Origin of the sequence: Stenotrophomonas sp. STM01, from assembly GCF_014852135.1 — a bacterium.
In the GTDB taxonomy this organism is placed as follows: domain Bacteria; phylum Pseudomonadota; class Gammaproteobacteria; order Xanthomonadales; family Xanthomonadaceae; genus Stenotrophomonas; species Stenotrophomonas capsici.
On sequence record NZ_JACVBA010000001.1, the window covers coordinates 657,138 to 671,275 of the forward strand.

The 14,138-nt window shown below is 69.0% G+C and carries 10 protein-coding genes; 8 read left to right on the top strand and 2 right to left on the bottom strand.

Going from position 1 to position 14,138, the window contains the following annotated elements; genetic code table 11:
• Positions 1-13 precede the first annotated feature (13 nt).
• Positions 14-5,308 carry an ESPR-type extended signal peptide-containing protein gene (locus tag IB227_RS18590; protein ID WP_192286254.1) on the bottom strand — a complete coding sequence of 1,765 codons (5,295 nt, stop codon included), beginning with the start codon at positions 5,306-5,308 and terminating at the stop codon, positions 14-16.
• Between the two features lie 209 nt (positions 5,309-5,517).
• Positions 5,518-6,441, bottom strand: a complete 924-nt coding sequence (locus IB227_RS02995) for a helix-turn-helix domain-containing protein (RefSeq protein ID WP_225591575.1) — start codon at positions 6,439-6,441, stop codon at positions 5,518-5,520.
• 517 nt (positions 6,442-6,958) lie between these two features.
• Here IB227_RS02995 and IB227_RS03000 point away from each other — a divergent pair.
• From IB227_RS03000 to IB227_RS03035, 8 genes are all read left to right on the top strand, one after another.
• Positions 6,959-7,129, top strand: a complete 171-nt coding sequence (locus IB227_RS03000; protein ID WP_132864433.1) for a Flp family type IVb pilin — start codon at positions 6,959-6,961, stop codon at positions 7,127-7,129.
• Positions 7,130-7,148: 19 nt separating this feature from the next.
• Positions 7,149-7,679, top strand: a complete 531-nt coding sequence (locus IB227_RS03005) for a prepilin peptidase (protein ID WP_192286255.1) — start codon at positions 7,149-7,151, stop codon at positions 7,677-7,679.
• A complete protein-coding gene (locus tag IB227_RS03010) occupies positions 7,672-8,154 on the top strand; it encodes a pilus assembly protein (RefSeq protein WP_192286256.1) in 483 nt (160 codons plus the stop codon). Before IB227_RS03005 ends, IB227_RS03010 begins: the two co-directional genes overlap by 8 nt.
• A gap of 25 nt (positions 8,155-8,179) precedes the next feature.
• A complete protein-coding gene (gene cpaB / locus IB227_RS03015) occupies positions 8,180-9,232 on the top strand; it encodes a Flp pilus assembly protein CpaB (protein ID WP_192286257.1) in 1,053 nt (350 codons plus the stop codon).
• An 80-nt stretch (positions 9,233-9,312) separates the two neighbouring features.
• Positions 9,313-10,569 (top strand): type II and III secretion system protein family protein, encoded by a 1,257-nt coding sequence (locus tag IB227_RS03020; protein WP_225591685.1) that lies wholly within the window; start codon positions 9,313-9,315, stop codon positions 10,567-10,569.
• 10 nt (positions 10,570-10,579) lie between these two features.
• Positions 10,580-11,851, top strand: coding sequence for a fimbrial protein (locus IB227_RS03025; RefSeq protein WP_192286258.1), 1,272 nt, complete (start codon positions 10,580-10,582; stop codon positions 11,849-11,851).
• 2 nt (positions 11,852-11,853) lie between these two features.
• Positions 11,854-13,206 carry a CpaF family protein gene (locus tag IB227_RS03030; RefSeq protein ID WP_132864438.1) on the top strand — a complete coding sequence of 451 codons (1,353 nt, stop codon included), beginning with the start codon at positions 11,854-11,856 and terminating at the stop codon, positions 13,204-13,206.
• Complete coding sequence (locus tag IB227_RS03035) at positions 13,203-14,117, top strand: type II secretion system F family protein (RefSeq protein WP_132864439.1); 915 nt, start codon at positions 13,203-13,205, stop codon at positions 14,115-14,117. The genes IB227_RS03030 and IB227_RS03035 overlap by 4 nt, the downstream gene beginning before the upstream one ends.
• Positions 14,118-14,138: the final 21 nt, after the last annotated feature.

Sequence of the window (14,138 nt, forward strand, 5' to 3'; positions counted from 1 at the left end):
AGGTTGCATGCCATCACCACTGGAAGCCGGCGCCGACGGTCACGCCGCCATCGCCGCGGGTATTGGCCGAGCCGCTGAGCTTGTAGATCCAGCGCCCGCCATCGGAGACCCCGGACACGCCCACCGCCATGCTGGATTCGCCATGGAAGGTGCTGGCCGCGAACGAAGCCATGCGCTTGCCGGCCTCCGAAGGCTGCGGCAGGCCGGCCATCGCCATCGCCGAGGCAATGCCGGCCGAGGCGCGGTCATCCACGCGCTTGATGTCGCGCGAGATGCTGTTGAAGCGCTGATCGGTGTAGTTCCTGGACCAGTCCATCACGTCCCCCATGCCCTTGTTGAGTTGTGCGACGTTCACCGCATCGGTGGGTGCCACGCCGGTGGCCACGTTGTGGATCACCGTGGAGGTGCCGGCCTTGCCCATGGTCACGCTGGCGTAGTTGGTGCTGCCGTCGGTGTTCTTGTCGTAGCGCACCGTGCCTTCCTGCGATGCCTGCAGCTGGCGCAGGTTGACCGCATCGGTGGCCTGGCTGCCGTCGGCGACATGGGTGACCTGGCGTTCGGCCCCGGTCGCGCCCACCGAGACGGTGTTGGCACGGTCGGCCACCGAGCCTGCGCCCAGCGCCACGCTGTTGGCTGCGGACGCGTTGGCGCCGTTGCCGATCGCCACCGCTTGGGTACCACTGGCGGTGGCCTGCGGGCCGGCGGCAACGGCATCCTGGCCGGTGGCCGAGGCCGCCGCCTTGGTCGAGTTCACCGAGAAGTAGGCATTGCCCGCGCCACCGTTCTGGATGTTGTCGATGCGCTTGTTGACATTGACGATGGAGCCGTCCATCACTGCCAGTGCATCGGTCACGTTGTCCAGCACCTGCTGGTTGGTCCCGCCACTGGCATTGATCGAATTGACGGTGAAGCTCGCCGAGGACCATTGGCCGGTGGTGCTGTTGTACTGCAGGGTGCCGCCAATGGCCGATGCGAGCGCCTCGTTGGTGGTGGCCAGCTGGCCGCCGTTGATCGCATCGCGGCTGCCGGCCACGACGCTGCCCTCGGCCACGTTGCGCACCGCCACCGCCGCACCGCTGCCATCCCCCTTCAGCGCGACCACGTTGGTCGGGTTGCCGGCGCCATCGGGGGTGTATTCCACCGCCAGCGGATTGCTGCCGGGGTTGGGGTTGGTCCCGGTGGCCAGGTTGGCCAGCGACTGGCTGATCGAGCTGAACGCTGCGCCGATGTTGCCGAAGGTGGCCGAGGTCAGCTGCCAGTTCGCGCCGATTTCATTCAGCACGTAGGACGGCGCGGACAGCACTCCCGCCACGCTGAAGGTGGAGCCGCCGCCCAGATAGTTCGCCATCGACTGGCCGATGCCGAACAGCTGTGCACCGTTCACCGCCTCGGTGCTGGTGGCGCTGAGCTGGCCCGCGGCCAGGTTCGAGACCACCGTGCCGTTCGGCGCATTGCCACCGCCCAGGGTCACATGGCCGTAGTCGGCCACGTCATTGGCATCGGTGTCGTACAGCACCGCGTTCTGCTCGATCGTGTTGATCAGCGACAGCGCGCCCTGCAGCTGAGCGAGGTTGACCGCGTCGGTGGCCTGGCTGCCGGCCGCGACGTGGGTGATCTGCCGCTCGCGGCCGGCCGAGCCGACCGCCACTTCGCCGATCGAGGTCTGCGCCGCGGTGAGGCCGAATGCGCTGTAGTTGTCCAGTCCACCGCGGTCGGCATTGGACTTGTAGCCCATCGCCACGCTGTTGGCCTTGTTGGACGTTGCACCGGCACCGAGCAGGGTCTGTGCGTTGGCCGTACCCAGCGCACTGTCACCGATCACCACCGACTGGCCCTGGCGCGCGTCGTAATCGGCGGTGGGCACGCCGGTCATCACACCATTGGCGTCGACGAAGACCTGGCTGGCGTTCTGCTGCGCCAGCTCGTGCCGCGCATTGGTGCCGATCACCACCTCCTTGGAGCCGTTGGCGTAGGCACCGTCGCCGATCAGCACCTGATAGTCCTGCGCGGCCGGCACGGCCCAGCACTTGTCCTTGATGATCCCCACCAGGTTCAGGCAGTCCGACGCCCAGTCCGGCGCGCTGTCGGGAAGCAGCAGGCCCAGCAGGCCACCGGCCGCGCCGTTGTTGATGTTGGTGATGTAGCTGTCGGAGGTCACGCCACCGATCAGGGTCAGGTGCGAATTGCCGCCGGTGATGGCGCTGCCCGCGCCATCGAGCAGTTCGCCCACCGGGCTGAGGTTGACCACCGGCAGCCCTGCGACCTCGAGCGTCGAATAGGCCTGCGCGAAGTTGACGTTGTTGATCGTCAGGCTGCCGTTCTGGGTGTAGCCACTGCCGCCGAACAGCGAGGAGGCAGTCGGCCCGATCAGCTGCCCGACCGTTCCCACCAGGCCGCCGTTGCCGACCACCAGGCCGCTCGGGCCCGCCGGTGGCGGCGCATTCGAGGTGGGCGCCGGATTGCCGGTGAGCTGGCCGACGACATTGGACAACCCACCGGTCACGCCACCGGTCACGCCCGTCAGCAGATTGGTCAGGCCATTGACCCCGGATGCCGAACCGGTGATCCCGCCCAGCGTGCTTCCGACCGCACCCAGCAGGGTGCCGGCCGTGGTGTTGACGGTTCCCAACGCGCTCTGCACGGTCCCGGTCAGGTCGCCCTGGGCGAGCGCGCCGGTCGTGTTCTGCAGGCCACCGGTCAGTGCGCCGACCGTGCCGCTGACGCCGTTGCCCAGTGAGGTTGACCCGGTGAGGCCGCCGACCAGCCCTCCCACTGCCGCGCCCGCCCCGTTGACCACCGGTGCTGCCCCATCCACCACGCCGTCCACCACACCCCCCACGCCGGTCTGCGCCACCAAGCCACCGGTGAGATCGACCACGCCGCCAATCCCGTCGGTCACCGCCTGGCCCGGTGAAGTGGGCGTCGTGCCGCCGCTACCACCGCCCAGTTGGCCCAGCAGACCCGTCACCGCGCCGGTCAGTCCACCGACGACGTTGCCCAGACCGCCAAGCCCCGCCCCGGCGCCACCATTCCCGTTGCCGCCGGCCGCACCACCCACCACACCCAGCAGGGTCGAGACGGTACCGCCCACCGTCCCCACCAGGTGCTGCACGGTTTCCTGCACGTCACCTTGTGCCAATGCACCGGTGGTGTTCTGCAGCCCGCCGGTCAGCGTACCGACCGTGGCGCTCACGCCGGTTCCCAACCCGGCCGACCCGGTCACGCCGCCCACGACATGGCCCAGCGCGCCGCCCGCGCCATTGAGCACCGGCGCGACGCCATCGACCACGCCATCCACCGGCGTGCCGACTGCCACGATCAGACCATGGCCTGCGCCCTCGCCTGCACCACCGCCCGTCAGGCCACCCGTCAAACCGCCGATCACGCCGGTCAACCCACCCAGGCCGCCACCGCTGCCGCCGGCATCGCCGACCGCGCCCACCAGCGTGGAGACCGTGCCCTGTACCGTGCCGGCCAGGTGCTGCACCGTGCCCTGCACATTGCCTTGTGCCAACGCACCGGTGGTGTTCTGCAGGCCGCCGGTCAGCGTACCCACCGTGACGGTCACGCCAGTTCCCAATCCGGCCGAACCGGTCACGCCCCCCACGACATGGCCCAACGCGCCGCCCGCGCCATTGAGCACCGGCGCGACGCCATCGACCACGCCATCCACCGGCGTGCCGACTGCCGCGATCAGACCATGGCCTGCGCCCTCGCCTGCACCACCGCCCGTCAGGCCACCCGTCAAACCACCGATCACACCGGTCAACCCACCCAGACCGCCACCGCCACCGCTGCCGCCGGCATCGCCGACCGCGCCCAGCAACGTGGAGACCGTGCCCTGTACCGTGCCGGCCAGGTGCTGCACCGTGCCCTGCACATTGCCTTGTGCCAATGCACCGGTGGTGTTCTGCAGGCCGCCGGTCAGCGTACCCACCGTGGCGGTCACGCCGGCTCCCAACCCGGCCGAACCGGTCACGCCGCCCACGACATGGCCCAGCGCGCCACCCGCGCCATTGAGCACCGGCGCGACGGCATCGACCACGCCATCCACCGGCGTGCCGACCGCCGCGATCAGGCCATGGCCTGCGCCGCCGCCCAGGCCGCCGGTCAGGCCACCGATCACGCCGGTCAACCCACCCAGGCCCGCGCCCTCGCCTGCACCACCGCCGGTCAAGCCCCCCGTCAAACCACCGATCACACCGGTCAGCCCACCAAGACCGGCGGAGCCGCCACCCGACGCGCCATTCCCCAGGCTGCTGACCACATGCGACACGCCACCGATCACCCCGTGGGTGACGTGGCCGGCCGCGCCGGTGAGCCCGGCGACGCCGGATGCCGACCCGGTGATGCCGCCCAGCGCGCTGCCAGTACCGTGCAAGGCCGCGGCGATGGTGCCGTCAACCGTCGCCAGTGCATGGTTGACGGTGCCGGCCACATGGCCCTGCGCCAGCGCGCCACTCGTGTTTTCAAGGCCGCTGGTGAGTGCGTCGACGGTGTGATCCACGCCCGCACCCAGCGCACTGGAGCCCGTCACTCCGGCCAGCACGCCTGCCGCCGTATGGCCGGTGCTGTTTGCCACCGGCGTCGCGCCGTTGACCACGCCGTCCACCAGCGCACCGATGCCGGCCCCCTGCAACAGGCCGCCGGTCAGTTCCTCGACCGCGCTGACCGTGGCGCCGGTCACCGCGCGTACCGGGTTGCCACCTTCTTCCTTGCCCGGCAACAGCACGTTGCCCAGCCCCAGCAGTCCGCCATGGCCCGGTGCCCCGGACGTCGGCGACGACACCTGCAGCAGGGCCGTGCCGCCCACGCCGGTCTTGATCGCGCCGGCCGCCGACGCCACCGTGGCCAGTGCCGCGGTTGTCGCCGATACCGATGGGGTCGCATGGCCATGCGTGGCGCGCGCGCCGACCGACAGTCCCGCGCCAATGCGGGTCGGTGCAACCTGCAACCGTGCCTGCACCGGCACCTGCACGACCACCGGCGCCGGCAGCTGCACCGCTACCGTCGCGTTGACGCGCGCCTGTACGCCGCCGACCGGCAAGGCGCTGGCGACGATGCTGTGCGCGTCGGTCTGGCTGTACTTGGCGACCAGCGACTGCAGGTCATCCAGCCGCGCGTCGGTGGCGTGTGCCGCACCGGCGAGCCCCAAGGCCAGCAAGCCACCGGCGCCCACCATGGCCACCGACCAGGGGGGCAACAGGCAGTTCGCGCCGCTGCGCTTGCCATGCGCCGCGGTCAGCTCCGAGCCGACCACGTAGGCGTTGAGGGTGCGGTTCCAGATCAATCGATAGATGCGATTCATGGCAGGGGCCTCTGGTAGGAACCGTCCCGGGCTTGGACGATCCGTTTGCGTGAGGCCAGTACAGCGCTGAAACACAACGTCCCTTACCCGCATCCGGCACATCCATGCCGGCAATTGGCAAAGCGTTGCGCGTTACCGGCAGTGCAATGCACCTATTCGGCAACGTCCCGCCAAGTTTGATGGACCGCACATTCCGGACGAACGTGCGCTCAGCTGTTCGAATAAGTGCCGCGCATGAGTGTTTCGCTGGGCAGTTCGCCGAACACGCGGCGGTAGTTGTCGGCGAAGCGCGACAGGTCCCACAGCCCGCAGCTGAGCGCGATCGACTTGACCGACTTTCGCCCCGCGTCGGCATTGGACAGGCTGCGGCAGGCTTCGCACAGGCGCAGCATGGACAGGTAGCGCACCGGCGAGATGCCGACCAGCTCTTCGAAGGCATAGCGCAGCGCCCGCTCGCTCACCCCGGCCGCGTCGCACAGCTCCTGCATGTAGATGTGCCGGCGCAGGTTGGCGTACATCATGTCCTCGGCACGGCGGAAGATCAGGTAGCGCGCGCGCCGGCTGCGGCTGCACGAGACCCGTTCGGGCGAACCGTTGGCGACGATCTCGCGCACGTGCGCCTCGAGCATCGCGTCGATCTCGTCGCCGGAGATCTCGCCTTCGCAGATGCGTTCGTGCAGCCCTTCGTAGTACGCCTGCAGCGGCACGTGCGTGCGCCCGCTGACCAACGGCACGTTGCCGCCTTCACCCAGTCCGCCCAGACGCGCGGCGGTGGCACGCTCCTCGAAGCGCTTGAGCGGCACCAGCACGAAGGTGACCTTGCTGCCCGCCCCCAACGCGAACTCGGTGACGCCTTCGGGCATGACCGAGATGATGTTGCCGGAGGTCAACGGCACCCCATGGCACCAACTGGCCTCGGCGTCGACGCTCTGCAGGCAGCCGAGCAGGCACCAATCCAGCGGCAGCACGAAGCGCCCGCGTGCGCGCGCACCGATCTGGAAGGTGCACAGCAAGGCCTGGTCGTGCACGAACGAGGTCACCGCGGCCGTGGGGGGCTGGTCGTCCAGCAGCACCAACTCCACGTGACAGACGCGCAGGGTGCTGCCCAACGCCGCCAGGTCGAACGATTTCAATCCGTTCCCGTCCGCAATCGCATCCATGTCCACGCCTTTGCGGGATCCCTCTGGGATCCGCTCCAGAAGTCCGATTCCCCGTCTGCGGCCTGGCACCTCCGGCCGCAACCCCGTCACGCACGATCTGAAACCAGCAACAAAGCGTAATTCGCGTTTCCAGAGCATCCGCGTTGCGCGGCGCTTGAAGCGGATACTGACAAAAAAAGACGGCACGCTCCGTAAGAGCTTTATGTGAAATGGCGATTGACGTCACACATATGGAAAACATTTTGTTCTTGCCGAATATGCGCATGCATCGCGATGCGCGATTGCAATGATGCTCCCGGGCATGCCATGCGTGCCGACAGGGGAAAACAGCGGAAATAGGGGCTCGTAGGAGTTTTCCTTACACCCCCACGACCATCGACACTCCCGTCGGTGTCAGGCAGATCCCAATGACCTTCATCGGGCAGCGATGCCCATCTTTGCCCGGCTGCAGTCGGTGCAACACCGACACCGGGTCATCAGGGAGAACGCTATGAACGCTATCCGCAAGTTCCTCAAGCAGGAAGACGGTGTCACCGCCCTGGAATATGGCCTGCTGGCCGCCGTCATCGCCGGCATCATCATCTTCTTCGCGCGCGACGGCCTGACCGCGATCTTCACCACCGTGTTGGCGCGACTGGAAGACGTGGTGGCAGGCACCTGAGCCGGGAGGGCATCGCACCATGACCACCGTCGGGCTGCTGGCACTGCTGCTGGGGTTGCAGGTCACGATCAGTGACCTGGCCGCCCGGCGCGTCTCCAACGGCGTGCTGGCCGTCACGTTGGCCCTGGTGTTGTTCCTCCAGCTCAGCCACAACGCCGCACCGGTGGGGCTGGCAAGCTGCCTGGCCGGCGGCGTGCTGGGCCTGCTCGTGCTGCTGCCCTTCCATGTCATCGGCTGGATGGGCGCCGGTGACGTGAAACTCTTCGCCACCATCGGCTTCCTGCTCGGCACCAAGGCACTGCTTCCCATCTGGGTGATCGCCAGCCTGGCCGCCGGTGTCCACGCACTCCTCGTCGTCGCGTGGCCCCTGCTGTCCAGCTCGGCACCCGGCATGCAGCGCAGGGTCGCCGGCTGGGGCAACACCGGCTGGATCCGGGATTGGCGGATGGACCTGCGTTCGACACGGCAAGGACGCCGTGGCATCCCGTACGCGGCCTACCTTGGCCTGGCGATGATCGGCTACGTACTGCAAGGAGCCAGCCATGGCTGATCGAGGACGACTGAAGCACCGGGGGCAGCGCGGCGTGGTGACGCTCGAGTTCGCCTTCATGCTGATGTTCGGCGTGCTGCCGCTGCTGCTGGTGACCTTCACCGGGGTGATGGTGTTCGCCGCCAAGCAATCACTGACGCTGGCCGCCGGCGAAGGCGCACGTGCCGCCCTGCGATACGGCGACACCGCACAACGTCGCAGCAATGCATGCCAGGCCGCCGCGCATTCGATGCAGTGGCTGCTGAACTTCTCCCGCGCCAGCGCTTCATGCAGCAATCCCAGCGCGGCGCCCATCAACGTGTCGCAACCGTTCGCCTGCACCTCCGATGCCACCGTGAAGTGCATCCGGGTCACCGCGTCCTACGACTACGACAGCCATCCGTTCATGCCCGGCACCGGCCCGCTGCTGGGCTGGACCCTGGGCCAGACCCTGCGCAGCACCGCAACCGTACAACTGGACCTCGGCGGCAACTGACCCACGTTCAACCGGAGCTTCAACGATGCCAAAGGCAATCCGCATTGCGGCCATCCTCCTGCTGGTGCTCGCCGGCATCCTGGCTGTACTGGCCTTTGGCCTTGGGCGACGCCCGCCGCCGGCCGAGGCAGGCACGCAAGCCAGCAGCGCGCCGGGCATCCCGCGCCGGGCAGTGGTGGTCGCCACCCGTGCCCTGCCCGCCGGCCAGGCCATCAGCGCCGCCGACCTGTCCACCACCGAGTTGCCGGTGCCCGCCGGCGAAGGCTTCGCCAACGTCGGTGACGTCACCGGGCGGATCCCCGCCGTGGCCATCGCCGCGGGTGCCATGCTGGTGCCCGGGCAACTGCTGCAGGGCATCGCCGCCGGCATCAAGCCCGGCGAGCGGGCGGTATCGGTGCCGGTCGACGAACTGGCCGGCGTCAGCAACCGCATCACCCCGGGCGACTACGTGGATGTCTTCATGAGCCTGCAGGCACCGTCCGAGGCCGGCGCCGGCCGCAACGACAACCCGCAGGCACGCTTGCTGCTGTCGCGGCTGCGGGTGCTGGGCTACGGCGATGACGACGTCGGCAAGCCGCACCCGGCCACGGCGGCCAGCAGCGGCGACGGCGCCGCACCCGAGCCCGGCAGCCGCGCCGAGACCATCGCCTCGCGCTCCAGCAGTTCCTCCTCCAGCGGCAGCAACGCCACCCAGGCACGCAGCGCGATCCTGGCCGTACCGGTGGAAGACGCCGGCCGCCTGCTGCTGGCCGCGCACAGCGGCAAGTTGTTCCTGGCCCTGCGCAACCCCGGCGATACCGCCCTGGCCGATGCCTCGATCTTCGTCGCACCGGCGCCGGTACTGGCCCTGCGCCGCGATCTCGACGCCGCGACGGCCAGCGCCGCCGAGCGTCCGGAGAACCAGGCCTACGCCGGCATCGACCTGCAGGCGCTGGCTGGCGACAGCCCGGCCAGGCCCGCGGTCACCGCCAACGCCACCCGCGCACCGGCACGCAGCCGTGCACCGCGTGCCGCGGCCCGGCCGGGCATCGAAATCATCCGCGGGACAACACCGTCCAACCGCCTGTCTTCGCCTTGATCGGGGGATCCGCCTTGCTCCAGCGTCCGTACAACACCGCATCACTCATCGCTGTCCTGGCCCTGTCCAGCGTCGCATCGCTGGCGCTGGCGCCCCTGCAGCCGGCGCATGCCCAGCAGCTGCCGGCCGCCTCCAGCGTGTTGCTGGAGCTCAACGAGCAACGCCCCTGGAACCTGCCGGCCGGCGTGGAGCGCATCGCCATCGCCGACCCCTCCATCGCCGACATCACCCGGCTGGGACGCAACAACGACGCCCTGCTGGTCGGCAAGTCGCCCGGCAGCACCACGCTGCTGCTGTGGATGCGCAACCAGCCGGTGCCCTCGCGGATCCGCGTGGAAGTGCGCAATGCCATCCAGGGAGGCCTGCTCGGCGAGGGGGGCACCCAGGTCACCGTGCAGGGCGGCCAGGCGCTGCTGTCCGGCAGTTCCCCGTCGCTGCTCGAACACGAGGCCAGCCGCAAGGCGGCGGCCTCGGCGGTCGGTGAAAAGGGCGCTATCAACGATGCCGCCACCATCGCCAGCACCGGCGTGGTGCAGGTCGAGGTGAAGGTGGTCGAGTTCAACAAGACCGTGCTGCGCCAGGTCGGCATCAGCTTCAAGAACACCAATGGCGGCTTCACCTACGGCATCAGCTCGCCCACCGGCAGCGGTGGCAGCAGCGCGTTGTCCTCGGCCTTCAACCTGGTGGCCAGTTCCATCCCCGGCGCGTGGAACGCCAACATCGACCTGCTGCAGAGCAACGGCATGGCGCGCGTGCTGGCCGAACCCACGCTGGTCGCCCTGTCCGGCCAGAGCGCCAGCTTCCTGGCCGGTGGCGAGCTGCCGATCCTCGAACCGCAGGGCCTGGGCACCACCACGGTCACCTTCAAGCCGTTCGGCATCGGCCTGACCGTTACCCCGACCGTGCTGTCCGCCGATCGCATCGCGCTGAAGGTCGCGCCCGAAGCCAGCGACCTGGACTACAGCCGCGGCATCAGCCTGGACGGCACCCAGATCCCGGCCATCTCCACCCGCCGTGCCGACACCACCATCGAGCTGGGTGACGGCGAGAGCTTCGTGATCGGCGGGCTGGTCAGCAGCCAGCTGTCCTCGATGGTGGACAAGGTGCCGTTCCTGGGCGACCTGCCGATCATCGGTTCGTTCTTCCGCAACCTCAATTACAAACGCGAAGACAAGGAATTGGTGATCGTGGTGACGCCGCGCCTGGTGCGCCCGCTGGCGCGCGGCACCCAGTTCGCCCTGCCCGGCGAACGCGAAGCCCAACCCAACCTGCCGGTCTGGGGCTCCTGGCTGCTGCACCCGGCCAGCCCTGACCAGCTCCCCGGATTCTCACGCTGAAGCACTCCTCATGTCCTCGGTGATGCCGTTGCCGCAAAATCAGAGCAATACCGAACGCAAGCTGCTGCTGTATGCGCCGGACAACCGGCACATGGCCCGGCTGGGTGCCGTGCTGTCCGGCCACGTGGAACTGCGCTGGGTCGACAGCCGAGACGTCAGCCCGCGTGAGCTGCTCGACACCGCACCGCCCTCGGCGGTGGTGCTGCTGGACTACTGCGGCGGCAACGCCGCCTATTCCACCGACATCGCCCGCCAGCTGAGTCACCTGGCCTCGTTGCCGGTGCTGATCGGCATCGGCACCACCGGCCCGGAACAGGCCACGCACCTGCTGGCGGCAATGCGCGCCGGGGTGCGCGACTTCATCGACGTCGACAACACCAGCGCGCAGATGCTGGAAGTATTCGACCACGCCTGCGCCACCCAGGCACCGGCCCGCACCAGCGTCGCCGCGCCGCCGGAACCGCAGCCCACCGGGCGCCTGATCGTGCTGCTGGGCGTGCGCGCCGGCGTCGGCACCAGCACGCTGACGACCCACCTGGGCGTCACCCTGGCCGAGCAGAACCCGCCCGCGCTGGACAACGGCCAGCCTCAGGGATGGCTGCTGTTGCTGGACCTGGGCCAGCCCTCGGCCGATGCAGCCCTCTACCTCGGCACCGAGAGCCACTTCAGCTACGAGGAAGCCCTGCGCAACGTCGAACGCATGGACCCGACCTTCGCGGCCAGCGCCTTCGCCCACCACCCCAGCGGCCTGGCCCTGCTCGGCACCACCAGCGGCACGCTGCTGAAGAAGCACGAACCCACCGCGCTGCTGGACCGGCTGCGCAGCGTGTTCCCGCTGACCCTGTGCGATACCGGCGGACTGCCGATCCAGCTGATGCCCACCTCGCTGCTGAAGAACGCCAGCGAGATCTGGCTGGTCACCGACCAGGCGATCGGCTCGCTGGTATCGCTGGACCAGACCATGCGCGAGCTGGAGCAACGCGGCGTGCGCGATGCCCGCCTGCAGCTGGTCGTCAACCGCTACGACCCCAATGGCGGCCTGGCCGACACCCAGATCGCGCAGCGCTTCAACCTGCCCCTGCTGGCGACACTGCCCGACCGCTCGCGCGTGCTGCGCTCCTGTGCCGGGCTCGGGCGCCTGCTCACCGATGCGGCCCCTCGCGACCCGTACCTCAAGGCGCTGCTTCCCCTGCTGCAACGCATCGACCGCCGACGCGCGGGGCCCGCCGCCCCGATGCCCACTTCCCCGCTGGCGCGCCTGGCCAGCCTGCTCGGTAAATAAGCATGGAAGACAAAGTCACCCCGCTCTCCCCGCGCATCGCGGCAACGGCCCTGGCCGCCGAACCCGCCGCGCAGGTGCCGTTCGAGCAGACCGAGCAATTCCAGAGCGTGCTGTCAGCCGCGCACGAGTACCTGCTCAACCACGTCGAGGACCAGCGCGTGGACATCGACGCATGGTCGCCGGAGACGGTCGGCAAGTACGTGCAGGCGCAGACCGCGGCCTTCGTCAAGGAATGGAAGATCCCGGTCAACGCACAGGAGATGGAAGCCGTCGCCAATGCCCTGCAGAAGGAGCTGACCGGCTTCGGCCCGCTCGATGACCTGCTGCATGACCCGGAGATCGAGGACATCCTGATCAATGGCTACAAGGACGTGCATGTCTCCAGCGGTGGCCAGCTCAAGCGCTCCACCCAGCGTTTCAGCGACGACCGCCACCTGTTGCGCATCCTGCGCCGCATCATCGCCCCGCTCGGCCGCCGCCTGGACGACTCCAACCCGATGGTCGATGCACGCCTGCCCAACGGCGGCCGCCTCAACGCGATCATCTCCCCGCTCGCGGTGGATGGGCCGATGGTGTCCATCCGCAAGTTCCGCAAGGACCCGTTCACGCCGGACGAACTGCTCGGTCGCGGCGCATTCGACAAACCCATGTACGCCCTGCTCAACGCCATGGTGCGCGGCCGCTGCAACATCCTGATCTCCGGTGGCACCAGCTCCGGCAAGACCTCGCTGCTCAATGCGCTGGCCACGTTCATCCCGCACAACGAGCGCGTCATCACGGTCGAGGACACCGCCGAGCTGGCCTTGAACCACCCGCACGTGGTGCGCCTGGAAAGCCGCATGGGCGGCTTCGACGGCGCCGGCGCGGTCAGCATCCGCGACCTGGTGCGCAACAGCCTGCGCATGCGCCCGGACCGCATCGTGGTCGGCGAAGTGCGTGGCGCCGAAGTGCTGGAGATGCTGCAGGCGATGAACACCGGCCATGACGGCTCGATGGCCACCATCCACGCCAACTCGCCGCGCGACTGCCTGTACCGGCTGGAGATGCTGGCCGGCTTTGCCGGCTTCCAGGGCAGCGAGGAAAGCCTGCGCCGGCAGATCGCCAGCGCCATCGACTTCATCGTGCAGATCTCGCGGCTGGGCAGTGGCCGCCGCGTGATCCTCTCCATCACCGAGATCACCGGCGTCAGCGACACCGTCATCACCAGCCAGGAGCTGTTCAAGCACGAGGCCTGGTTCGACCAGGACAACCGCGAACGCGACCGTTGGCACGGGCTGGGCTTCCACCCGCATTGCTACAAACTCGAACCGTTCCGGCAGGAACTGCGCGAGGCCAACTTCGGGAGCCAGTCATGACCGCGGCGCTGCTGCTGGCCAGCACCGCGCTGCTGCTGGTGGCCGCGGCGATGGGCCTGTGGTGGGGCCTGGCCACGCGCGTGCAGCAGCGCGCCGCCGCCGAACATGCCGAGAGCCGCCTCTCGCATCCGGAGGCAGCACGCAGCCACGAGGCGCCACGCGCGCCGCGCCCGCCCACCCGTCGCTGGGCCGACCTGCTGCGCCGCGCCGGCCTGAGCGAATCACCGCGGACGCTGGCGCTGCTGCTCGTGCCCGGCGTGGTGCTGGCCTTCGGCGCGGGCATGCGCCTGGGCGCGGCGGTGTTCGGCGTGTTCGTGTTCGCGCTGTACCTGCTGGCACTGGGGCTGTGGCTGTTCCGGCGAATGGAGAAGATGCAGCAGCGGCTGGTCGCGCAGATGCCGGACTTCCTGGAGAACATGGTGCGCATCGCCGGCATCGGCAACAGCCTGTCGATGGCGTTCCAGAACGCCACCCAGAACGTCGAGCCCCCGTTGCGCCCCATCCTCGACAGCGCGCTGGCCTACACCCGCGCGGGCATGGACCTGGACCGTGCCCTGCAGCAGGCCGCGCAGGCCTACCGCCTGCGGCCGCTGGAAATGCTGGCGGTCATCCTGGGCACCAGCATCCGCATCGGCGGCCGCAGCGACCAGATCCTGCAGCGCATGAGCGATTTCATGCGTGACCTGGAGGAAGTGCAGCGCGAACTGCAGGCCACCACCTCCGAAACGCGCATGTCGGCCTGGGTGCTGGGCCTGCTGCCGATCGGCGCGGCGGTGTTCATGGCCCTGCTGAGCCCGGACTTCTTCCAGCCCATGTTCCATGACCCGCTGGGCAAGAAGATCCTCGTGGCCGCGCTGCTGCTGGAGCTCGGTGGCGGCTTCCTGCTCTACCGCCTGGCCAAGTCGCTATGAGTGCCCCCCTCGCTCCCCACC

Coding starts and splice junctions, on each gene's coding strand:
- IB227_RS18590 (WP_192286254.1), bottom strand. CDS start 5,308: ATGAATCGCATCTATCGATTGATCTGGAACCGCACCCTCAACGCCTAC.
- IB227_RS03000 (WP_132864433.1), top strand. CDS start 6,959: ATGAACGCTATCCGCAAGTTCCTCAAGCAGGAAGACGGTGTCACCGCC.
- IB227_RS03005 (WP_192286255.1), top strand. CDS start 7,149: ATGACCACCGTCGGGCTGCTGGCACTGCTGCTGGGGTTGCAGGTCACG.
- IB227_RS03010 (WP_192286256.1), top strand. CDS start 7,672: ATGGCTGATCGAGGACGACTGAAGCACCGGGGGCAGCGCGGCGTGGTG.
- cpaB (WP_192286257.1), top strand. CDS start 8,180: ATGCCAAAGGCAATCCGCATTGCGGCCATCCTCCTGCTGGTGCTCGCC.
- IB227_RS03025 (WP_192286258.1), top strand. CDS start 10,580: ATGTCCTCGGTGATGCCGTTGCCGCAAAATCAGAGCAATACCGAACGC.
- IB227_RS03030 (WP_132864438.1), top strand. CDS start 11,854: ATGGAAGACAAAGTCACCCCGCTCTCCCCGCGCATCGCGGCAACGGCC.
- IB227_RS03035 (WP_132864439.1), top strand. CDS start 13,203: ATGACCGCGGCGCTGCTGCTGGCCAGCACCGCGCTGCTGCTGGTGGCC.